Annotated in this window: 19 protein-coding genes and 2 tRNA genes; 14 read left to right on the top strand and 7 right to left on the bottom strand. The window is 62.0% G+C overall.

Annotated elements, in window-relative coordinates; genetic code table 11:
* Window positions 1-75: 75 nt before the first annotated feature.
* From CSQ95_RS04455 to CSQ95_RS04445, 3 genes are all read right to left on the bottom strand, one after another.
* On the bottom strand, window positions 76-363 hold the full coding sequence (locus CSQ95_RS04455) for a barstar family protein (RefSeq protein WP_099408649.1): 288 nt from the start codon (window positions 361-363) through the stop codon (window positions 76-78).
* Complete coding sequence (locus CSQ95_RS29815) at window positions 360-1,022, bottom strand: hypothetical protein (protein ID WP_218963576.1); 663 nt, start codon at window positions 1,020-1,022, stop codon at window positions 360-362. The genes CSQ95_RS04455 and CSQ95_RS29815 overlap by 4 nt, the downstream gene beginning before the upstream one ends.
* Before the next feature lie 98 nt (window positions 1,023-1,120).
* Window positions 1,121-1,567 carry a hypothetical protein gene (locus CSQ95_RS04445; RefSeq protein ID WP_099408648.1) on the bottom strand — a complete coding sequence of 149 codons (447 nt, stop codon included), beginning with the start codon at window positions 1,565-1,567 and terminating at the stop codon, window positions 1,121-1,123.
* A 178-nt stretch (window positions 1,568-1,745) separates the two neighbouring features.
* Here CSQ95_RS04445 and CSQ95_RS04440 point away from each other — a divergent pair, with 178 nt between their 5' ends.
* From CSQ95_RS04440 to CSQ95_RS04415, 6 genes are all read left to right on the top strand, one after another.
* Window positions 1,746-2,654, top strand: a complete 909-nt coding sequence (locus CSQ95_RS04440) for a patatin-like phospholipase family protein (RefSeq protein ID WP_099408647.1) — start codon at window positions 1,746-1,748, stop codon at window positions 2,652-2,654.
* Between the two features lie 59 nt (window positions 2,655-2,713).
* Window positions 2,714-3,121: a heme-binding protein gene (locus tag CSQ95_RS04435; protein ID WP_034786036.1), complete on the top strand. Its 408-nt coding sequence runs from the start codon at window positions 2,714-2,716 to the stop codon at window positions 3,119-3,121.
* A 295-nt stretch (window positions 3,122-3,416) separates the two neighbouring features.
* Window positions 3,417-4,595, top strand: coding sequence for a glutamine-hydrolyzing carbamoyl-phosphate synthase small subunit (gene carA / locus CSQ95_RS04430; RefSeq protein WP_099408646.1), 1,179 nt, complete (start codon window positions 3,417-3,419; stop codon window positions 4,593-4,595).
* Window positions 4,588-7,824, top strand: a complete 3,237-nt coding sequence (gene carB, locus CSQ95_RS04425; protein ID WP_099408645.1) for a carbamoyl-phosphate synthase large subunit — start codon at window positions 4,588-4,590, stop codon at window positions 7,822-7,824. Before carA ends, carB begins: the two co-directional genes overlap by 8 nt.
* Before the next feature lie 169 nt (window positions 7,825-7,993).
* Complete coding sequence (gene greA / locus CSQ95_RS04420) at window positions 7,994-8,470, top strand: transcription elongation factor GreA (protein ID WP_034757428.1); 477 nt, start codon at window positions 7,994-7,996, stop codon at window positions 8,468-8,470.
* Window positions 8,470-8,913 carry a DUF4149 domain-containing protein gene (locus tag CSQ95_RS04415; protein WP_180278952.1) on the top strand — a complete coding sequence of 148 codons (444 nt, stop codon included), beginning with the start codon at window positions 8,470-8,472 and terminating at the stop codon, window positions 8,911-8,913. The genes greA and CSQ95_RS04415 overlap by 1 nt, the downstream gene beginning before the upstream one ends.
* 218 nt (window positions 8,914-9,131) lie before the next feature.
* Here the strand turns inward: CSQ95_RS04415 and CSQ95_RS04410 are convergent, their stop codons facing one another.
* Window positions 9,132-9,602, bottom strand: coding sequence for a YhbY family RNA-binding protein (locus CSQ95_RS04410; protein ID WP_010397237.1), 471 nt, complete (start codon window positions 9,600-9,602; stop codon window positions 9,132-9,134).
* A gap of 42 nt (window positions 9,603-9,644) precedes the next feature.
* Between CSQ95_RS04410 and CSQ95_RS04405 the strand changes: the two genes are divergently transcribed.
* From CSQ95_RS04405 to CSQ95_RS04380, 6 genes are all read left to right on the top strand, one after another.
* Window positions 9,645-10,328 (top strand): RlmE family RNA methyltransferase, encoded by a 684-nt coding sequence (locus CSQ95_RS04405; RefSeq protein WP_070219517.1) that lies wholly within the window; start codon window positions 9,645-9,647, stop codon window positions 10,326-10,328.
* Between the two features lie 202 nt (window positions 10,329-10,530).
* Window positions 10,531-12,411 carry an ATP-dependent zinc metalloprotease FtsH gene (gene ftsH, locus CSQ95_RS04400; protein WP_035817778.1) on the top strand — a complete coding sequence of 627 codons (1,881 nt, stop codon included), beginning with the start codon at window positions 10,531-10,533 and terminating at the stop codon, window positions 12,409-12,411.
* Window positions 12,412-12,526: 115 nt separating this feature from the next.
* The gene (gene folP, locus CSQ95_RS04395) at window positions 12,527-13,360 is read left to right on the top strand and encodes a dihydropteroate synthase (protein WP_099408643.1); all 834 of its coding nucleotides are present in this window, start codon (window positions 12,527-12,529) and stop codon (window positions 13,358-13,360) included.
* Window positions 13,361-13,398: 38 nt separating this feature from the next.
* Window positions 13,399-14,736, top strand: coding sequence for a phosphoglucosamine mutase (gene glmM, locus CSQ95_RS04390; protein WP_099408642.1), 1,338 nt, complete (start codon window positions 13,399-13,401; stop codon window positions 14,734-14,736).
* A gap of 135 nt (window positions 14,737-14,871) precedes the next feature.
* Window positions 14,872-14,948, top strand: a tRNA-Pro gene (locus CSQ95_RS04385).
* A gap of 94 nt (window positions 14,949-15,042) precedes the next feature.
* Window positions 15,043-15,117: transfer RNA gene (locus CSQ95_RS04380), tRNA-Arg, on the top strand.
* A gap of 71 nt (window positions 15,118-15,188) precedes the next feature.
* Here the strand turns inward: CSQ95_RS04380 and CSQ95_RS04375 are convergent.
* From CSQ95_RS04375 to CSQ95_RS04365, 3 genes are all read right to left on the bottom strand, one after another.
* Window positions 15,189-15,368, bottom strand: a complete 180-nt coding sequence (locus CSQ95_RS04375) for a hypothetical protein (RefSeq protein ID WP_070219514.1) — start codon at window positions 15,366-15,368, stop codon at window positions 15,189-15,191.
* Between the two features lie 159 nt (window positions 15,369-15,527).
* Window positions 15,528-16,094: a PEP-CTERM sorting domain-containing protein gene (locus CSQ95_RS29950; RefSeq protein ID WP_257217950.1), complete on the bottom strand. Its 567-nt coding sequence runs from the start codon at window positions 16,092-16,094 to the stop codon at window positions 15,528-15,530.
* A gap of 303 nt (window positions 16,095-16,397) precedes the next feature.
* On the bottom strand, window positions 16,398-16,949 hold the full coding sequence (locus tag CSQ95_RS04365) for a GbsR/MarR family transcriptional regulator (protein WP_175444744.1): 552 nt from the start codon (window positions 16,947-16,949) through the stop codon (window positions 16,398-16,400).
* Between the two features lie 137 nt (window positions 16,950-17,086).
* Between CSQ95_RS04365 and cydD the strand changes: the two genes are divergently transcribed.
* Entirely contained in the window at window positions 17,087-18,787 is a 1,701-nt protein-coding gene (gene cydD, locus CSQ95_RS04360; RefSeq protein ID WP_099408641.1) for a thiol reductant ABC exporter subunit CydD, read from the top strand.
* On the top strand, window positions 18,784-20,466 hold the full coding sequence (locus CSQ95_RS04355) for an amino acid ABC transporter ATP-binding/permease protein (RefSeq protein WP_099408640.1): 1,683 nt from the start codon (window positions 18,784-18,786) through the stop codon (window positions 20,464-20,466). The genes cydD and CSQ95_RS04355 overlap by 4 nt, the downstream gene beginning before the upstream one ends.
* The last annotated feature ends 4 nt before the right edge of the window (window positions 20,467-20,470 follow it).

Below are 20,470 nucleotides of genomic sequence, written 5' to 3'. Positions count from 1 at the left end.
AAGGGGAGGAATGTTTGAAGGAGGACATGCACTCAATGTAAGGGATGTCGGGCGGGGCTGTCAAGCGTTTCCGTTTTACATGTAGTGCACGTGTGATGCCCCGTTCGGCATTTCCTGCTGCGCGCGTTCCAGGCAGCGCCGCAACAGGGCCGCATCGCGGGGCAGCCGCGACGCCAGCCCCTGCCAGCCCAGCAGCTCCAGTTGTTGCGGCATGCCCACCAGGCCCGTGATGGCATCCCAGAAGGCATCCCAGTTCATGCCGTAGAAGGAAGGGAAATCCAGTGCGGCGGCCAGGGCGGCATGCAGCTGGCGCGGCGAGTTGATTTCGCTCAAGTCGATGCTGATATGGGTTGGCCTGTTCACAGTATGCCCTTGAGCAAGTTCTGCAGGTTTTGCCGCATGCCGCCCACCACCGCCTCGTGCTGCTCCAGGATGGCGGGCGCATCCTTGAACGGTGCCGGGTCCAGGTACAGGCGCGGCAAGTCGGCCACGGCCACGCCGCGCGGGCCGCCGCGCAGGATCTCGTCCACATGCTTGTTGATCGAGTGGATGGCAGCCTGGATGCGCGGCGTGGAAGATGCCGCCAGGCAGGCGGCCAGCGCGGCGTCGAGTTCGGCGCGCGCTGGCGCTTGCGGCAGCACGGGGGCGGCGATCTGTTCCAGCGGCGACATGTTGACGGCGGGCTTGCGGTACGCGAGCAGGGTATCGAGCGCCATCAGCCGGTGCGCGCCGCCCCGTTGCAGCCAATCAACGATTTGCGGCCACGGCGTGTCCAGCAGGGCCGCCGCCACGCCCCATTGTCCCGCCACGGGCGAGCCGATATTGGCGTCGATCCAGGCGATTGCGGCCGGATTGCCCGTGTAGGCCAGCAGGATGGCGTTCGACGAGCGCAGCATGGGTGCCTGCGTGGCGAAGATGGCGCTCAGCCAGGCGAGGGCGCCGTCGGGCGGCTGCTGCGATAACTGTTGTGCAAATGGGGCGCTCAGGGCGCGGCTGTCGGAAAATTGATATTCGTTGGACATGTTGACTGATTCGGCGAGTGAGAGGCGGTTGGGGCGATTCTGCATGCGAGCCAGCTACCCAGCGGGTGCTCTTCGCTTGGCCCATGGACCGGACGCTGCTATTGCTCCGATTTTTGGCAGCGTGCGGAAAATGGCAAGGCGGTGCTGTTTTCAAACGGGGAATTGAACTCGCCCTTTACTTGCGTCAAGTTGCCGCTAAAGCGCATGGTCAGCGGGCCGCTGCTTGGTCCCGCGTCATATGTGCAAGACAAGCTGTCGCCGCTTTGCCGGCAATCGTAGAAATTACTCGCTTTGCCGCGCCCGTCAATGATGTGGGTGCCTTGCGCGCCGTGCCGGTCGGGGGCGTCGAAGCTGAGTTCAATCGTGTGCTCCCCCTGATCATTGGGAATCTGTATGTTACCCGTGCAGGTAACGCCCGCCATCCTTTCCGCGATGCTATCTGGGCGCTGCGCCGCGGCGGGGGTGGCGTTGGCGCAGGCTGCGCCGAGCAGGACGGCAACGAGCAAGCAGGGGTGCGCGATGAAGCGGAACAGGTCTGTTTTCATAAGCCAGGAGGTGGGGAGGTGGGAAACCAGGCGCCAGTCTAGCAGCCGGCGTGGCGCGCACGGTTCGCAATCTTGTCACTATAAACATTTAAGACCGCCTTCAGTGCGGCCGGCCCCGCTTGCGCTACAATCGGCTCTCCTTTATTGCCACTGCCGCGCGCGGTTCTCTCCTGCCACCATGTTCCCTAAACGCCTGACCCTGCTTGCCCTGGCCGCCTTCGTGCTGGCCGGCTGCGATACCACCGCCCCGAAACCCGTACAAGTATTGACGCCGCCCGAACCCGTCGTCGCTCCCCGCAAGATCAAGATCGGCCTGGCGCTGGGCGGCGGCGCGGCGCGCGGTTTTGCACACATCGGCGTGATCAAGGCGCTCGAATCGCAGGGTATACATGCCGACATCGTCACCGGCACCAGCGCCGGCAGCGTGGTGGGCGCCCTGTATGCGGCAGGCAATTCCGGCTTCGTCCTGCAAAAGATGGCCTTCGACATGGACGAGGCGGCCATTTCCGACTGGGCCTTGCCCCTGTTCGGCAAGTCGTCCGGCGTGCTGAAAGGCGAAGCGCTGCAAAGCTATGTCAACAAGGCGGTCGGCGGCGTGTCGCTGGAAAAGCTGAAGATTCCGTTTGGCGTGGTGGCGACCGATCTGAAAAATGGCCAGCCGATCCTGTTCCAGCGCGGCAACACCGGCATGGCCGTGCGCGCCTCGTCGGCCGTGCCCGGCGTGTTCCAGCCCGTGACGATCGCCGGCCATACCTATGTCGATGGCGGCCTCGTCGCTCCCGTGCCCGTGCGCTTTGCGCGCGACATGGGTGCCGACTTCATCATCGCCGTGAATATTTCGTCGCAAACGGATACGCAAAAGGCCATCAGTTCGATGGAAGTCATCATGCAAACCTTCGCCATCATGGGTCAGCGCATCAACCAGTTCGAATTGAAAGATGCGGACGTGGTGATCCAGCCCAGCCTGGGCACCATGAAAGGGAACGATTTCAACAGCCGCAACCAGGCCATCCTGGCGGGCGAGCAGGCGACGTTTGCCGTCATGGCGCAACTCAAGCAAAAGCTGAAGGCCAAACGCGAGCAGTAGGCGATGGCGCCGCTGCGCATTTCGTATACAATTTTGTTTCAACATAACAAGGATGCACCATGCAATCGAAACCGATTTTGACCCTGGACGACGTAAAGAAAATCGCTGCCGCCGCCGAAGCGGAAGCGGTCAAGAATAACTGGGCGGTCACGATCGCCATCGTCGACGACGGCGGCCACCTGCTGTGGCTGCAGCGCATGGACGGCGTGGCGCCGATCTCGTCGCACATCGCCCCATCGAAAGCCAAGACGGCCGCGCTGGGCCGCCGCGAATCGCGCATCTATGAAGAGATGATCAACGGCGGCCGCGTGTCGTTCCTGAGCGCCCCGGAAATCGACGGCTTGCTCGAAGGCGGCGTGCCCATCGTGTTCGACGGCCACTACGTGGGCGCCGTCGGCGTCTCGGGCGTGAAATCAGCCGAGGATGCGCAAATCGCCAAAGCGGGTATTGCAGCTCTGACAGCCTAAGTACTACCCGTAGTTGCAGAACAAGCCGCTCCGCGCAAGCCGGGCGGCTTTTTTCATGGGGCGCAGGATTTATGTTGCTGCGCAAAAAAATGCCGGGCTTTCTGAATTTTCTTCCTTGTGGAAAAGCTTCCTTTTGGTTATAATTCAAAGGTTTAGCCAATCACACATATACCGTAGCGACTACCCATCCCCTCATTCAAAATGACCGTTGAAACACCCTGAGTGCATCTGGCTCGGGTATCTAGGCGGTCGGTCTGACGTGGCGCAGCTACGGTAACTTTATCAGGAGTTGCCCTTGCCGCCATTTTTTTCTGGCCCTGCCGTTCCAGCCATATTAGCGCTTGCTGATGGAACGATCTTTAAAGGTTTTTCGATCGGTGCCGCCGGTCATACCACGGGCGAGGTTGTTTTCAACACCTCGATGACCGGGTATCAGGAAATCCTTACCGACCCAAGCTATTGCCGCCAGATGGTCACCCTGACCTATCCGCATATCGGCAATACGGGCGTCAATCCCGAAGACGTCGAGTCTTCCAAGGTACACGCCGCTGGCCTCATCATCCGCGATCTGCCATTGCTGGCATCCAATTTCCGTTCCACGCTCTCCCTGTCCGATTACCTGAAAGCTGAAAATATCGTCGCCATCGCCGGCATCGATACACGCAAGCTCACGCGCATCCTGCGTGAAAAAGGTGCGCAGGGCGGCGCCATCCTCGTCGGTACGCAAGGCAATGAGCCATCCGCCGCGCAAGCGCTGGAACTGGCCCGCTCCTTCCCCGGCCTGGCCGGCATGGACCTGGCCAAAGTAGTGTCGGCCCCGGCTGCTTATGAATACCGCGAAACGGAATGGACCCTGGGCGAAGGCTACGGCCAGCTGGCCGACGCGGACGCGAAATACCACGTGGTCGCCTTCGACTACGGCGTCAAGCGCAACATCCTGCGCATGCTGACGGCGCGCGGCTGCAAAGTCACCGTGCTGCCCGCGCAAGCGACGGCGGCCGACGCCCTGGCACTGAATCCGGACGGCATCTTCCTGTCGAACGGCCCCGGCGACCCGGAACCGTGCGACTACGCCATCGCGGCGACCCGCGAGTTGATCGAGAAGGGTATCCCGATCTTCGGCATCTGCCTTGGCCACCAGATCATGGCGCTCGCTTCCGGCGCGAAAACCTTGAAGATGAAGTTCGGCCACCACGGCGCCAACCACCCGGTGCAAGACCTGGAAACGAAACAGGTGTTGATTACCTCGCAAAACCACGGTTTCGCAGTCGACGCGGCAACCTTGCCCGCGAATTGCCGCGTGACCCATGAATCGCTGTTCGACGGCTCCCTGCAAGGCTTTGCCCGCACGGACAAGCCGGCCTTCTGCTTCCAGGGCCACCCTGAAGCGTCGCCGGGCCCGATGGATGTTGCTTACCTGTTTGACCGCTTCATCAACTTGATGGCTGCGGAGGAGAAAAAGAAAAATGCCTAAACGTTTAGATATCAAAAGTATTCTGATTATTGGCGCTGGCCCGATCGTGATCGGCCAGGCCTGCGAATTCGATTATTCCGGCGCGCAAGCGTGCAAGGCCCTGCGCGAAGAGGGCTATAAAGTCATCCTGGTCAACAGCAATCCTGCGACCATCATGACAGATCCGGAAATGGCCGACGTGACCTACATCGAACCGATCACCTGGTCGGTTGTCGAGCGCATCATCGCCAAGGAGCGTCCTGACGCCATCCTGCCGACGATGGGCGGCCAGACGGCGCTGAACTGCGCGCTGGACCTGTTCAACAATGGCGTGCTGGCGAAATACAACGTCGAGCTGATCGGCGCATCGCCGGAAGCCATCGACAAGGCCGAAGACCGTTCCAAGTTCAAGGACGCGATGACCAAGATCGGCCTCGGTTCGGCACGCTCGGGCGTGGCGCACTCGATGGAAGAATCGTGGGCCGTGCAGCGCACCCTGGGCTTCCCGACCATCATCCGTCCATCGTTCACCATGGGCGGTACCGGCGGCGGCATCGCCTACAACGAAGAAGAATTCGAAACCATCTGCAAGCGCGGCCTGGAAGCATCGCCGACGAAAGAGCTGCTGATCGAAGAATCGTTGCTGGGCTGGAAAGAGTACGAGATGGAAGTGGTGCGCGACAAGGCGGACAACTGCATCATCATCTGCTCGATCGAAAACCTCGACCCGATGGGCGTGCACACGGGCGACTCCATCACGGTTGCGCCAGCGCAAACCCTGACGGACAAGGAATACCAGATCATGCGCAATGCCAGTCTGGCAGTGCTGCGCGAGATCGGCGTCGACACCGGTGGTTCGAACGTGCAATTTTCGATCAACCCCGTCGATGGCCGCATGATCGTCATCGAGATGAACCCGCGCGTATCGCGTTCGTCTGCCTTGGCATCGAAAGCGACGGGTTTCCCGATTGCCAAGATCGCCGCCAAGCTGGCCGTGGGTTTCACCCTGGACGAGCTGCGCAATGAAATCACGGGCGGCGCCACGCCGGCATCGTTCGAACCGTCGATCGATTACGTCGTCACCAAGATTCCCCGTTTCACGTTCGAGAAATTCCCGACCGCCGACGATCACCTGACGACGCAGATGAAATCCGTCGGCGAAGTGATGGCCATCGGCCGTACCTTCCAGGAATCGTTCCAGAAAGCCTTGCGCGGTCTGGAAGTGGGCGTGGACGGCATGAACGAGAAGACCAAGGACCGCGAAAAGATCGAAGAAGAACTGGGCGAGCCTGGTCCTGAGCGCATCTGGTACGTGGGCGATGCGTTTGCCCAGGGTTTCACCCTGGAAGAAGTGCACCAGCTGACCAAGATCGACCCATGGTTCCTGATCCAGATCAAGGAAATCGTCGACCTGGAACTGTGGCTCGATACGCAGAAACTGGAAAACCTGGACAAGAACACCCTGTACAAGTTGAAACAGAAGGGCTTCTCGGACCGCCGCCTGGGCTTTTTGTTGCAGACGACCGACACGGCCGTGCGCCAGCAGCGCCATGCGCTCAACATCCGTCCCGTCTACAAGCGCGTCGACACCTGCGCGGCCGAGTTTTCGACCGACACGGCGTACATGTATTCCACGTACGACGAAGAGTGCGAATCGAACCCGACCGACAAGAAAAAGATCATGGTGCTGGGCGGTGGCCCGAACCGTATCGGCCAGGGTATCGAGTTTGACTATTGCTGCGTCCACGCGGCCCTCGCCATGCGCGAAGACGGCTACGAAACCATCATGGTCAATTGCAACCCAGAAACGGTTTCGACCGACTACGATACCTCGGACCGCCTGTACTTCGAATCGCTGACCTTGGAAGACGTGCTGGAAATCGTCGCCATCGAAAAACCGGTGGGCGTGATCGTGCAGTATGGCGGCCAGACGCCATTGAAACTGGCGCTGGACCTGGAAGCGAATGGCGTGCCGATCATCGGCACCTCGCCCGACATGATCGACGCGGCCGAAGACCGCGAGCGTTTCCAGCAGATGCTGCACAAGCTGGAACTGCGCCAGCCGCCTAACCGCACCGCGCGCACGGAAGCCGACGCCCTGGCGCTGGCGCAGGAAATCGGCTACCCGCTGGTCGTGCGTCCATCGTACGTGCTGGGCGGGCGCGCCATGGAAATCGTCCACGAGCAACGCGACCTCGAGCGCTACATGCGCGAAGCCGTCAAGGTTTCGCACGATTCGCCCGTGCTGCTGGACCGCTTCCTGAACGACGCCATCGAGTGCGACGTCGATTGCATCTCCGACGGCGAAACGACCTTCATCGGCGGCGTGATGGAACACATCGAACAGGCTGGCGTGCACTCGGGCGACTCGGCTTGCTCCTTGCCGCCATACTCGCTGGCACCGGAAACCATTGAAGAACTGAAACGCCAGACGGCGCTGATGGCCAAGGGTTTGAACGTGGTTGGCCTGATGAACGTGCAGTTCGCGATCCAGAAACAGGAGATCGACGGCGCAATGAAAGACGTCGTCTTCGTGCTGGAAGTCAACCCGCGTGCGTCGCGCACCGTGCCTTTCGTCTCGAAAGCCACCGGTCTGCAACTGGCGAAGATCGCCGCGCGCTGCATGGTCGGCCAGTCGCTGGCGTCGCAAGGCATCACGCAGGAAGTCGTGCCGCCATACTTCAGCGTCAAGGAAGCCGTGTTCCCGTTCGTCAAGTTCCCCGGCGTGGACACCATCCTCGGCCCTGAAATGAAATCGACGGGCGAAGTTATGGGCGTAGGCCTGACGTTCGGCGAAGCGTTTGTGAAATCGCAACTGGGCGCCGGCGTCAACCTGCCAAAATCGGGCAAGGTCTTCATCAGCGTGAAAGCGTCGGACAAGCCGCGCGCCGTGCAAGTGGCGCGCGACCTGGTCGAGTCCGGTTTCACCGTGGTCGCCACCAAGGGCACCGCCGCCGTGATCGCTGCTGCCGGCATCGCCGTCACGCCAGTGAACAAGGTGATCGAAGGCCGTCCGCACGTGGTCGACATGATCAAGAACCATGAAATCGTGCTGGTGATCAACACCGTGGAAGAAAAGCGCAGCGCCATCGTCGATTCGCGGGCCATCCGCACCTCGGCCCTGGCCTCGCGCGTGACGACCTACACGACCATCGCGGGCGCGGAAGCGGCCGTCGAAGGCATCCGCCATCTGGACGAGTTGCGTGTGTACGATTTGCAAGGCCTGCACAAGACCCTGCAGCAAGCATAGTCCGCGTGTCATTTGCAGTGGCCGCCGTTAGGCGGTACACTGCATGCTTATCAACCACAGAGTTCCGTGCAGAGCAGCGCGCGGCCTCTGTGGTTTTCACTTGGTAAGTCCGTTAACCGTGGCAAAACACGGACAACGGCGCCGATAACTAGCAGATAGTAGAGATAACATGACCTCAGTCCCATTGACCAAATACGGCGCAGAACTCCTGAAGGAAGAGCTGCATCATTTGAAGACCAAGGAACGCCGCATCGTCATCGATGCGATCGCCGAAGCGCGTTCGCACGGAGATCTGTCGGAAAACGCCGAGTACGATGCCGCCAAGGAACGCCAGGCCTTCGTCGAAGGCCGCATCGCCGAGCTCGAAGGCAAGCTGGGCGCAGCGCAAATCATCGACCCGACCGCGCTCGACGCGGAAGGCCGCGTGGTGTTTGCCTCGACCGTGAACCTGGAGGACCTGGAATCGGGCCAGAAAGTCACGTACCAGATCGTGGGCCTCGATGAAGCCGACCTGAAAATGAACAAGGTTTCCGTGACGTCCCCGATCGCCCGCGCGCTGATCGGCAAGTACGCCGGCGACGTGGTGGAAGTGCAGGCGCCGTCCGGCCCGCGCGAATACGAAATCCTGGAAGTACTGTACATCTGATGCTGGGCCGCGTGCGCTTCCTCGTTGCCACCTTGTGGGCGGGCAGCCTGTGGACCATCGGCTTCATCGTGGCGCCCACCCTGTTCGGCACCTTGAGCGACCGCGTGCTGGCAGGTAATATCGCCGGCAGCATGTTCCGCGCCGAGGCCTGGCTGTCCATCGCCTGTGCGCTGGTACTGCTGGCCTTGCTGCAATGGAGCCCCGGTGCGCTGGAACTCAAGCGCCGCCGCCTGCTGGGCGCGCTGGTGCTGTCCATGCTGGTGTGTGCGCTGCTCAGCCATTTCGGCATCACGCCGCTGATGGCCGAGCTCAAGGCGCAAGCGCCGTCGGGCATCATGGACGAGGCCATGCGCAGCCGCTTCGGCATGCTGCATGGCGCATCGACCGCGATCTTTGCCGTGCAAAGCCTGCTCGCGGGCGTGCTGATCTGGAAACAGCAGTAATCGCTGTGCTTGTCGGATTACGCGTGGCCTGCGGCCCCGCTAATCCGACCTACTGACTAATCCGACCTGCCGGTCGATATCGTAGGTCGGATTAGCGCGCAGCGCGTAATCCGACGATGTCCATGTAATAACAGTAATAAAAAAGCGGAGCAGGGGATATCCCGTGCTCCGCTTCTTGTTTCAAGCCCGGCCGCCTCGCGGTGGCCGGGTGAACAGGCTTACTTGCTGCCCAGTGCGCTTTTCTTGGCGCTTTTCTGACGTGGCTTGGCACGCTTGATGGAACCGCCTTCGGTAACGCGCTCATTGCCCTTGATCATGACTTTCGTCACGCTGGGGCGCTTGGTGCCGCTGGCGCTGGCCTTGACGATGGTCACTTCGCGCATGCCTTTGCCGGCGCTGACCTTCTCCTTAACCACTTCTTTTTTCGGACGGTAGATTACCAGCAGTTTGCCAATATGTTGTACCGGGGCGGCGCCGAGATTGCCGCAAATCGTATCGTACATTCCGACGCGGGCTTCGCGGTCGTCGCCGAACACGCGGACTTTAATCAGACCGTGCGAATCCAGGCCAAGGTCGATCTCTTTGAGGACAGCAGGTGTCAAGCCCGCTTCGCCAATGATGACGATAGGCTTCAGCGCGTGTGCTTCGGCGCGCAGTGCGCTGCGCTCTACGGGTGTAAGTTTTAGCATAATAATATTTAGTAATTCCCTTAAAAGCAGTATTCTACGCGAATGGCAAAGAAGAAATTAAACAAAAACTGGTTGCACGACCACATAAATGATCCTTATGTGAAGTTGGCGCAAAAAGAGGGCTACCGCGCCCGGGCAGCATACAAGCTCAAAGAAATCGATGAAGACGAGAAACTGATCAAACCTGGCCAGGTGATTGTCGACCTTGGTTGCACTCCCGGCAGCTGGGCTCAGTACACGCGGCGCAAGCTGGCCGGCAAGGACGGCGGCGGGGTCAATGGTACCCTGATTGGCCTGGACATGCTGGAAATGGAGCCGATCGCCGATTTCCACTTCATCCAGGGCGACTTCCGCGAAGCGCGCGTGCTGCGCCAGCTGGAAGTGGTGTTGCAAGGCCGCAAGGTGGACCTGGTCCTGTCGGACATGGCGCCCAACCTGTCGGGCATCGCCACGGCGGACGCCGCGCGCATGGAGCATCTGATCGACCTGGCCATCGAATTTTCGCAATTGCATTTGAAACCATCGGGCGTATTGCTGGTGAAATGCTTTAAAGACATGGGTTTCAGCCAGATCGTGGAGAAATTCCGCGCTGAATTCAAGGTCGTGGTGCAGAAAAAGCCCAAGGCCAGCCGCGATAAATCGTCGGAAATCTTCCTGATGGGCCGTGGAATCAAGAATCCGCTGAAAAATGCCGTAGAAGAAGATGATCCCGCCCTTGATATTTAAGCGGGAATCCGCACATGGGAACGAGAAGTGCAGTAGCGTCTGATGGCATAAAAGCCTAAATTGTTTATACTGCATTTTTTTGCGTGAACGCGGTTTTTTCGCGCGCACGGATCGGCGGGCTTTGGCACGGCCCGCTTATTGCGAGTAAAATCGTGTTTCTAGCTATAGGTAAAGAGATGCGCACTGCATCCAAGGAGTCTTCGTGAATAACATGTTTTCCAAATCTGCCATCTGGGTAGTCGTATTGCTGCTGTTGTTCATGCTGTTCAAGCAATTCGACAGTCATGGCGCCACAGGCGGCAGCAAGGCCATCGCTTATTCCGATTTGCTGGATGAAGTCAAAGCCAAGCGCGTCAAGGATGTCGTGATCGAAGGTTCGTCGATCACCGCCAAGCTGATGGACGACACCAAGGTGCGTACCACCGCCACCAGCCTCGACAAGGGCCTGATCGGCGACTTGCGCGACAATGGCGTGCATTTCGATGTGCGTCCGCCCGAGGAAGCGTCTTTCCTGCAAACTATTTTTGTTTCCTGGTTCCCCATGCTGCTGTTGATCGGCGTCTGGGTCTTCTTCATGCGTCAGATGCAAGGCGGCGGCAAGGGCGGGGCATTCTCGTTCGGCAAGTCGAAGGCGCGCATGATGGATGAAGCCAGCAATACCGTCACCTTCGCCGATGTCGCCGGTTGCGACGAAGCGAAAGAAGAAGTCAACGAAGTGGTCGACTTCCTCAAGGACCCGAGCAAATTCCAGAAACTGGGCGGCCGCATTCCCCGCGGCGTGCTGATGGTCGGTCCTCCGGGCACGGGTAAAACCCTGCTGGCGCGCGCCATCGCCGGCGAAGCCAAGGTGCCGTTCTTCTCGATTTCCGGTTCCGACTTCGTGGAAATGTTCGTCGGCGTGGGCGCGTCCCGCGTGCGCGACATGTTCGAAAACGCCAAGAAACACTCGCCGTGCATCATCTTCATCGATGAGATCGACGCTGTCGGCCGTCACCGCGGCGCCGGCATGGGCGGCGGCAATGACGAGCGCGAACAGACCCTGAACCAGTTGCTGGTCGAGATGGACGGTTTTGAAGCGAACTCCGGCGTCATCGTCGTGGCCGCCACCAACCGCGCCGACGTGCTTGACAAAGCCTTGCTGCGTCCGGGCCGCTTCGACCGCCAGGTGTCCGTCGGCTTGCCCGATATCCGCGGCCGCGAACAGATCTTGAACGTGCACATGCGCAAGGTGCCTATCGGTACCGATGTGAAAGCCGATATCCTGGCCCGCGGTACGCCGGGTTTCTCGGGTGCCGACCTGGCCAACCTGGTCAACGAGGCAGCCTTGTTCGCCGCCCGCCGCAGCAAGCGCCTGGTGGAAATGGCTGACTTCGAAGATGCGAAAGACAAGATCTACATGGGTCCCGAGCGTAAATCGATGATCATCCGCGAGGAAGAGCGTCGTAATACGGCTTACCATGAGTCCGGTCACGCCGTCGTCGCCAAACTGCTGCCGAAAGCCGACCCCGTGCATAAAGTGACGATCATGCCGCGCGGCTGGGCCCTGGGCCTGACCTGGCAGCTGCCGGAACATGACAACTTGTCGGCCTACAAGGACAAGATGCTGGAAGAAATTTCCATCCTGTTCGGCGGCCGTATCGCCGAAGAGATCTTCGTCGGACAGATGTCCACGGGCGCGTCGAACGACTTCTCGCGCGCCACCAAGCTGGCCCGTTCCATGGTGACCCGCTTCGGCATGTCCGACAGCATGGGCGTGATGGTCTACGAAGACAGCGAAAACGAAGGTTTCTTCGGTGGCGCCACCAAGACGATCTCGGAAGCGACCCAGCAAAAGGTCGATGCTGAAATCCGCAACATTCTCGACAAGCAATATGCTTTGGCGCGCACCTTGCTGGAAGGCAACCGCGACAAGGTCGAAATGATGACGAAAGCCTTGCTGGAATGGGAAACCATTGATGCAGAGCAAATCAATGACATCATGGCCGGCCTGGAGCCGCGTCCACCGAAAGTCATTCCGCCACGCCGCAATGCGGGCGACAGCGGCACGGGCGGCATCTCGCCAAACGTGACGGCACCAGCCTGATTAGTGCGGCCCTGACGGGCGGCACGCAAGGGGATGGCAAGAACGAGGGTAAGGAGCAATCCTTGCCCTTTTTCGTTGCCGCAGCAGTTTTTTCCTGACGACTACAAAGATTCACATGCGACACTATTTGCAATTCGGCCGTTTCGGCTTCAACCTGTCCGGCGCGCAGGCGCTGGTGATGGGCATCCTGAACATCACGCCCGACTCGTTTTCCGATGCGGGCCAGTATCAGCACCTGGAATTTGCCCTGTCGCGCGCCGAGCAGATGATGCTTGATGGCGCCGACATCATCGATATCGGCGGCGAATCGAGCCGCCCCGGCGCGCCGCCGCTGCCGCTGCAGGACGAGCTTGCGCGCGTCATGCCGGTGCTGTACGCCTTGCGCGACTGCGGCAAGCCCTTGTCCGTCGACACGTACAAGCCTGAAGTCATGCGCGAAGCCATCCTGGCGGGCGCCGACATGATCAACGACATCAACGGTTTTCGCGCGCCAGGCGCCATCGAGGCCGTGCGGGACAGCGATTGCGCGCTGTGCATCATGCACATGCAAAACGTGCCAGAAACCATGCAAGCCCAGCCGCAGTACGACGACGTGGTGCGCGAAGTTATCCACTTCCTGCGCGAACGCATCGATATCCTGACGGCCGCCGGCATCGCCCGCGAGCGCCTGTGCGTCGATCCCGGCTTCGGCTTTGGCAAGACGGTGGAACAGAACTACGCTTTATTGCGCGCCACGCGCCAGCTGCGCAGCGAGCTGGACCTGCCTGTGCTGGCGGGCCTGTCGCGCAAGTCGATGATCGGCGCCGTGACGGGACGTCCCGTCGAGCAGCGCCTGGCCGGCAGTGTTGCCGGTGCGCTTGCGGCGGTAGCGCAAGGCGCGGAAATTATTCGTGTGCATGATGTAGCAGAAACCGTCGATGCCCTGAAGGTCTGGCGCATGGCGCACTGAACCTGTAAGATTCATTATAAACAACAAAAGAGAAATTTATGACGCGTAAATATTTTGGCACCGATGGCATCCGCGGCCTGGTGGGCACCGCTCCGATCACCCCCGATTTCGTCATGCGCCTCGGTTATGCGGCCGGCAAGGTGCTGGCCAAGTCGGAGGGCGGCAAGGCGCGTCCGACGGTACTGATCGGCAAGGACACGCGCATTTCCGGCTACATGCTGGAAGCGGCGCTGGAAGCGGGCCTGTCGGCCGCAGGCGTGGATGTGATGCTGGCCGGCCCCATGCCGACGCCGGCGATCGCTTACCTGACGCGGGCACTGCGCCTGTCGGCCGGTGTGGTCATTTCCGCCTCGCACAATCCGTATCACGACAATGGCATCAAGTTCTTTTCCGGCCAGGGCACCAAGCTGCCCGACAGCGTGGAACTGGAAATCGAAGCGGCGCTCGACGAGCCCATGGCTTGCGTGGCGTCGGACAAGCTGGGCCGCGCCAAGCGCCTCGACGATGCCCAGGGCCGCTACATCGAATTTTGCAAGAGTACCTTCCCGAACGAGCTGGACTTGCGCGGCCTGAAGATCGTCGTCGATTGCGCGCATGGCGCCGCCTACCATATCGCGCCGCACGTCTTCCATGAGCTGGGCGCGGAAGTCATCGCCATCGGCAACAAGCCCGATGGCTTCAACATCAACGCGGGCTTTGGCGCCACGGCAACCAAGGCCATGGCCGAAGCCGTCGTCGAGCACGGCGCGGACCTGGGCATCGCCCTTGACGGCGACGCCGACCGCCTGATCATGTGCGACGCCACGGGCCGCTTGTACAACGGCGACGAATTGTTGTACGTCATGGTCAAGGACCGCCTGGCGACGGGTCCCGTGGCCGGCGCCGTCGGCACGTTGATGACGAATATGGCGCTGGAAGTGCTGTTCAAGCAGCAGGGCATCGGCTTTGCGCGCGCCAAGGTGGGCGACCGCTACGTGCTGGAAGTCATGAAGGAAAAGGGCTGGATACTGGGCGGCGAAGGCTCGGGCCATTTGCTGTGCCTGGACCGCCACACGACGGGCGACGGCATCGTCTCTGCGCTGCAAGTATTGTCTGCGCTCAAGCGCAGCGGCCAAAGCCTGCAGCAATGCCTGGCCGAACTGGTGCTGTTCCCGCAAACCCTGATCAATCTGCGCGTGGCGCCCGGTTTCGACTGGCAGAAAAATGCCGCCATGGTGGCCGAAAAGGAACTGGTCGAGGCCGAACTGGGCGACACGGGCCGCGTGCTGATCCGCGCTTCGGGCACCGAGCCGCTGATCCGCGTGATGGTGGAGGCGAAGGACAAGGAGAAGGCCGAGTCGATGGCACGCCGCATCGCCGACAAGGTCGCCAGCTGAAAACGCCCAGGGCGGCGTTGCACTGCCTTGCCCTGTACGTTTTCAGCAAGCGCCCAAGCGGGAGTGATAGTTATTTCCATCTAATTCGCCTGGGGCAATTGACGAAATTGGGTGGGGGCGTTATTATCTTGTCTTCGGAGTGTGGCGCAGCCCGGTAGCGCACCTGGTTTGGGACCAGGGGGTCCAAGGTTCGAATCCTTGTACTCCGACCAAAGTCATAAGCGGGCTGTCAGAAATGACAGCCCGTTTTCTATTGTGCGACGCCTTGGCATTGCTGGCGCGCATAGACTAAAATGCTGCACCTTTCCGCCCATCGTTCAACGGATAGGACAACGGTCTTCTAAACCGTGAATGGGGGTTCGATTCCCTCTGGGCGGACCAGCTCACGCTGGTCATGCACGCGACAGCCTGTCGCATTGCCATCACTTTTCATCTTTTGTCTGCCTGCCGTGTCACGGCTGCGCAAACAGCACCACGCTCAGCAAATACAGCAGCGGCGCCGCGCACAGCAGCGCGGATAGTAGCGACCCCATTTTCTTGCTGGCCAGTCGGGCCAGGCGCAGCCGTTCCCGCGCGGGCAAGTGCTGGCGGATCACGCTGCGCGCGCGTGGCTGAAACGGTTGTTCGTGCATGAGATCTCCCTCGTCGATCAGCAGTGGATGCCGTCGAGCATAGCGAGAGGGATCTAAAAATGGTGTAAAAAGCGGGCCTGGCGCCGCAAGCGCGGCGTAAAGATGCGGCTGGCATGGAGGCGGCAGCGGGCGATGGTGCGCCGCTGCCGCTGGTGATACTTACTTTTCCTGGCGGCGGCGTGCGAGGAAGCCCAGCAGGCCCAAGCCGGCCAGCAGCATGGCATAGGTTCCAGGTTCCGGCACGGCGGAAATGAAGGCCCTGTAGTTGCTCAGATCCTTGGGCAGGCCTTCCACCGTGAAGGTGGTGCCGGCAGCCACGGGTGCAGCCCAGTGGAATACCAGTTCGCCGTGACCGAAGTGGATGGCCAGGTAGTCATAGGCAGCCGCGCTCGTATAGGAATTGACGCCGCCGCTCAAGCCTGCCGTGGTGCCGGCAGTGCAGCCCGAGGTGGCGTTGTCGCAATACGAGACGGCTGAACCCAGGCTGGTGCCGAACACGCCATTAATATAGCCCTGGATGTCGGAGGGGCTCTGCGGCACCAGATCATCGTCATAATATTTCACCTGCAGCGCCGGCGATGGCGAATAGGTGACGGTGCTGCCGGCGATGACGAAACCGCTGGCCGGGCCTACATCCACCCAGGTGGCCGCTTGCGCCGCACTTGCCAGTACGGTCATTGCGGCCAGCATGGATGCCTTGACGGCAATGCTTTTTATGCTTTTCATGAAAATCCCCTTGTGCTTGAGACAGTTGCTTCATCGTGTAGGGATACGCCCCTGCCTGCCGGGGAAGTCATCCCATTGCCCGTTTTTAGCTGCTATTTCCTGCGCGTACTGAGTACGCAAATGCAAGCTTACTCTTGATGCAAATTAATACAATTTTAATAATTCTATTGGTTTGCTTGACAATATCGCATACGGCTATGTATGGGTGTGCCAGCGATCGCCAGCATGACGTTGCGAAATGGCGTGACAAGGTGCGCCAGTTTGTGCTAGCGGTGTCTTGCGTGGGAAAAGGGGAGGCGGGTTTCAGTCGCTGTTGTTGCTGACGCCAAACAGACGATCCTTGGCGTTGAGCAGCTTTTGTACCTTGGCGCCCATTTTCATCAGCTGCGCCATCGATTCGGGCGACAGGCGCTGCAAGTCGTCGAACCAGGTATTGGCCAGGTCGACCAGTTCATACATTTCGCGCATGCGCTCCTGCGCGTACTGGTCCACCGGTTCCGTGGCCGGCGCCAGCAGCGCTTCGCGCAGCACCGTCAGGGTAGGAGCCACCTCGCGGCGGCGGCGCTCGGCGGCCACCACGCGGAAGATTTGCCACACATCGCCCAGCGAGGAAAAATACTCGCGCCGGTCGCCGGGAATGCGCGACTGGCGGATCAAGCCCCAGCCCTGCAATTCCTTCAGGCCGATGCTTACGTTCGAGCGCGAGAAACTCAGGTGTTCCGCGATTTCATCCGCGTGTAAAGGATGCTCCGCGACAAACAACAAGGCGTACACTTGCCCCACCGTGCGGTTAAAGCCCCAGCGGCTGCCCATCTCGCCGAAATGGCTGACGAAGGTCAGGATCAGCGGCGTCATTTGGATATTTTGAGTTTTCATAATTATCTGAATTTTTTCACGCCAAACCGCCAGGGTCAATTGATATATGTCATGTTTCGCAGTATTATACAAAAAATCGAATTTACAGAAAATTCTGAAAACTCAAAAAATATAAGATGCCGACCTCGCCACTGTCCTTGCCCCGCTTTATTCTTCCCCGAGCCGCCAGCCTGGCGCAAGGCGGTGCCGCCTTGCTGTGGCTGCCGCAAGCTGCCTTGCTGGCTTGGGCCGTGCAAGCCATGCTCGATGGCGCACCGTGGCGCGCGGCCCTGTTGCCGGCCGCCGGCGTGCTGCTGCTGGGCGTGCTGCGCGCCGGCTGCGAAGCGTGGGGCGCGCGGCGCATGTATGCGGCGGCGCGCGCGCACCTGTCCACCTTGCGCGGGCAAGTGGCGCAGGCGCTGGCGCGCCGTTCGCCGCTGGACCGCCAGCGCGCCCAGTCGGGGCAGGCGGCCAGCGTCATTGCCGAGCAGGCCGAAGCCATCGTGCCGTATCTGGTGCGCTACAAGCCGGCGCGCTGGAAAGTCATGCTCGTGCCGCTCGTGATCCTCGCCGTGGTGACGCCGTTGTCGTGGATCGCCGCGCTGATCCTGCTCATCGCCGCGCCTCTGATTCCCGTCTTCATGGCCCTCGTGGGCATGGGCGCGCAGGCGGCCAGCCGCGCGCAGATGGTGGAAATGGGCAGCATGAACGCCTTTCTGCTGGACCGCCTGCGCGGCCTGGCCACCTTGCGCGCGCTCGATGCCGTCGATGCCACGGCCGCGCGGCTGGACGCTTCGTCGCAATCCGTGCGCCGGCGCACGATGGTGGTGCTGCGCATCGCCTTTTTGTCGTCCGCCGTGCTGGAACTGTTTTCCGCGCTGGGCGTGGCCATGGTGGCAGCGTTCATCGGCTTCTCGCTGCTGGGCAGCCTTGATTTCGGCACCTGGGGCCGCGAACTGACGTTGGGGCAGGGCTTGTTCATCCTGCTGCTGGCGCCCGCGTTCTTCGAGCCGCTGCGCGAGCTGGCCGCCGTCTGGCACGACAAGGCGGCCGGCGAGGCGGGCCTGGCCGGATTGCACGACCTGGCCGCCGAGGGCGTGCCTTTGCCTGGCTTTGGTGCGGAAGTGGCTGCCGTCTCCGCCGCCGCCATGGCGGTGGCGCCGCCGCCCGCCATTGACATCCATCAACTGCGCTTTGCCCATCCCGGCGAAGCGCCCGTGTTCGACGGCTTGGACTTGAGCGTGCGCGCCGGCGAACACGTGGCCCTGCTGGGCGCCAGCGGCGCGGGCAAGACCACCTTGCTGTCCTTGCTGGCCGGCTTGCTGCCCGCCGGCGGCGGCGACATCCGCATCGGCGGCGTGCGCCTGAATGACGGTACCGTCAATACCGTGCGCCAGCGCATGGCCTGGATGGGCCAGCGTCCGCACGTGTTTGCCGCGTCCGTCAGCCAGAACGTGACACTGGGCCGGGCAGGTGCGAACGCCGCGCACGTGACGCAGGCGCTGCACCTGGCCGACCTGGCCAGCGTGGCGCAGGCGCAGCCGGCCGTCATGCTCAGCGATGGCGGCCAGGGCTTGTCCGGCGGCGAAGCCGTGCGCCTGGCCCTGGCCCGCGTGGCCCTGCATCCGCATGCGGACTTGCTGCTGGTCGATGAACCGACGGCCCACCTGGACAGCGAAACGGCGGCGCGCGTCACGGACGCCTTGCTGGCCCTGGCAAAAGGCAAGACCTTGCTTGTCGCCACGCACGACCCCGTGCTGGCTGGCCGGTTGCAGCGCACGGTGCAAGTTGATGCCCAGGCGCATGCGCAGACGCAGAAGGCAGAGGCGCGCGCATGAAAACATCGCTGATATCGCACCCCGTGCTGCGGCAATTGCTGCTGGCCCAGCCCCGCAAGCTGATCGGGGGCGCCGTGCTGGCGGCCCTGACGGCCGTGGCCGGCATGGCCTTATTGGGCTTGTCCGGCTGGTTCATCACGGCCACCTCGATTGCCGGCTTGCATGCGTCCACCGCCATCGTCTTCGACGTGTTCGGCCCGTCGGCCGGCATCCGCCTGCTGGCCATCGGCCGCACGGGCTCGCGCTATGCGGAGCGCCTCGTCACGCACGACGCCACGTTCGCCGCGCTGGCCAGTATCCGCGTGCAGCTGTTTCGCGGCTGGTCGCGCCCGGAAGCGGCCAGCCGCTTGCTGCGCCAGCCCGCCAGGCTGCTGTTCCGCCTGACGGCCGATATCGACGCGCTCGAATCGCTGTATTTGCGCCTGCTGGTGCCCGCCTTCACGGCACTGTGCGTGGCCATGCTGGCCGGCGTGGCGTTGGGCGCGATGCGGTGGCAGCTGGGCCTGGGCCTGGCCGCGTGGCTGCTGGCCGCCGGCGGCGGCATCAGCTGGCTTCTGGCGCGCGGCGCCCGCCGTCCCGCCATCGTGCGTACACGCGCCATCGAAAAACTGCGTTCCGCCACCATCGACCTGGTGGCGGGCCAGACGGACCTGGTGATGGCGGGCCGCATCGACGCCCAGTGCGCCGCGCTGGGACAGATCGACCGCTCGCTGGCGCAAGCCGATGTTGCCCTGCTGCGCCTGGAGACGGCGGCGGGCGCTGCATATGGCGTGGCGGGCAGCGTGACCCTGGCAGGGGTGCTGCTGGCCGTGGCCGCGCTGGTGCAGCAGCAGGCGCTGAACGTGCCGCTGGCGGCCCTGGCCCTGTTGATCGCGCTGACGGCCGTGGAACCGTTTGCGGGACTGCGCCGCGGCGCGCTGGAAGCGGGGCGCATGCTGCTGGCCATGCGCCGCCTGGCGCCGCGCCTCGACGCTCAGGAGATCGCAGTGCCGCCGGCTGACAGCGCACCGGGCTTGCGCCTGGAACAGGTCAGCGCCGCACATGCGGGCAGCCATGTCGCCATCTTGCATGATGTTTCCCTGCACATCGGCGAGGGCGAACGCGTGGCCTTGATCGGCCCCAGCGGCGCGGGCAAGTCGACCTTGCTGGCCATCGCCGCGCGCGAGCTGGCGCCGTTGTCGGGCACGGTGCACGCGGGCCGCGCCTGTTTATTTACGCAGAAGACGGAATTGTTCCAGGACAGCTTGCGCGACAACCTGCGCTTGGCCGACCCGTCCGCCAGCGATGCGCAGCTGTGGGCGGCGCTGCAGGCGGCCGGCCTGGACGACGAGGTGCGGGCCTTCGCGGACGGCCTCGATACCATGCTGGGCGAGGGCGGCCTGGGCTTGTCGGGCGGCCAGGCGCGCCGCTTGGCACTGGCGCGGCTGTTCCTGCACGCATCGACCTTGTGGCTGCTGGACGAGGCGACGGAAGCGCTCAATGCGCAGACGGCGATCGATGTCCTGCAGCGCCTGGGCGCGCGCTGCGAAGGGCGCAGCTTGCTGATCGCCACCCACTTGCGGCGCGAAGCAGCGCTGGCGGACCGGCTGGTCAGCCTGCGCGATGGCCGTATCGTCGGCGACGTGCGCCGTGGCACGCCAGCCTTCGAGGCGGCCCTGGCGGGCCTGCGCGGCGATTAAGGCA

Source organism: Janthinobacterium sp. BJB304, assembly GCF_002735765.1.
Classification (GTDB): domain Bacteria; phylum Pseudomonadota; class Gammaproteobacteria; order Burkholderiales; family Burkholderiaceae_D; genus Janthinobacterium.
This window is presented reverse-complemented; position numbering and strand designations above follow the sequence as displayed.